The organism is Streptomyces sp. NPDC046303, assembly GCF_055588085.1.
In genome coordinates this window covers 1-1,308 of sequence record NZ_JBVJFA010000090.1, presented here as the reverse complement: position 1 = coordinate 1,308, position 1,308 = coordinate 1, and the positions used below count along the sequence as shown (strand labels likewise).

The 1,308-nt window shown below is 69.4% G+C and carries 1 protein-coding gene; it reads left to right on the top strand.

Features of this window, described 5'->3' with window-relative positions; all coding sequences use genetic code 11:
* The first annotated feature begins 45 nt into the window (after window positions 1-45).
* Window positions 46-1,269, top strand: a complete 1,224-nt coding sequence (locus tag ACZ6I1_RS35005) for an IS30 family transposase (RefSeq protein WP_469293171.1) — start codon at window positions 46-48, stop codon at window positions 1,267-1,269.
* Window positions 1,270-1,308: the final 39 nt, after the last annotated feature.

Genomic DNA, 1,308 nt, shown 5'->3' with positions numbered 1-1,308 from the left:
CTTGGGTTCTAGGAGTCGTTGCAACACCCCAGTTCAGGGGATGCGATGGACTTCGAGATCCGCAAGATCCGGACGGCTCAGGGACCTGTGAAGCTGAGTCGGGAGCGAGCGGCATACTCCCGGCTCATGCAACAGGGACACAGCAACGCCGAGGCATGCCGGATCGTCGGCATTGACGCGCGGACCGGCCGAAAGTGGCTCAACGGCCGCAGCGCCGACCGGCGGCAGAAGGCGGCACCCCCGATGCGCATGGTGGTGCCGCCTTCCGGTGCTTCCCGGTATCTGCGTGAGGACGAGCGGATCCATATCGCGGACCGGCTGCGGGAGAAGGCCACGGTGCGGGCGATCGCCGCCGAGCTGGGCCGCAGTCCGTCCACGGTCAGCCGGGAGATCCGCCGCAACCGGACCGAGGGGACCCGTGGCCACTGGCACTACCGGCCGTATGCGGCCCAGGCCCGCGCCGATTCCCGCCGGCCCCGCCCCAAGCCCCGCAAGATCCTCCGCAACCGCGAGCTGCGGGACGCCGTCCAGGCGATGCTGGACGAGAAGTGGAGCCCGGAGCAGATATGCCACGCTCTGCGGCAGAAGTTCCCCGACCGGCCGGAGATGCACGTGGTCCACGAGACCGTCTACCAGGCGCTTTACGTCCAGGGCCGGGGACAGCTGCGCCGTGAGCTCGCCGGCGCCCTGCGCAGTGGCCGAGCCCGCCGCAGGCCCCACCGGCAGGCCAACGGCCGCCAGCCCCGCTTCACCGACCCGATGGTCATGATCAGCGAGCGTCCGGCCGAGGCGGAGGACCGGGCCGTGCCCGGCCACTGGGAAGGCGACCTGATCATCGGCAAGGACGGCAAATCCGCGATCGGCACCCTCGTAGAGCGCGCCACCCGCTACGTGATGCTCCTGCACCTGCCGAACGACCACGGAGCCGAGGCCGTCCGCGACGCCCTGGCGGCCACCGTCCAGACCCTGCCCGCCCATCTCACTCGATCCCTGACCTGGGACCAGGGCAGCGAGATGGCCCGCCACCACGAGTTCACCCTCGCCACCGACATCCCGGTCTACTTCTGCGACCCCGCCAGCCCCTGGCAACGAGGCTCGAACGAGAACACGAACGGCCTGCTGCGGCAGTACTTCCCAAAGGGCACCGACCTGTCCGTGCACACCCCCGAACACCTCGTCGGCGTCGCGGACCAGCTCAACCGGCGCCCACGCAAAACGCTCGGCTGGGAAACCCCAGCCGAGCGCCTGCATAAACTCCTCGCGGCCTAAACAACCGACCACGTGTTGCAACGACCGCTAGAAACCGCC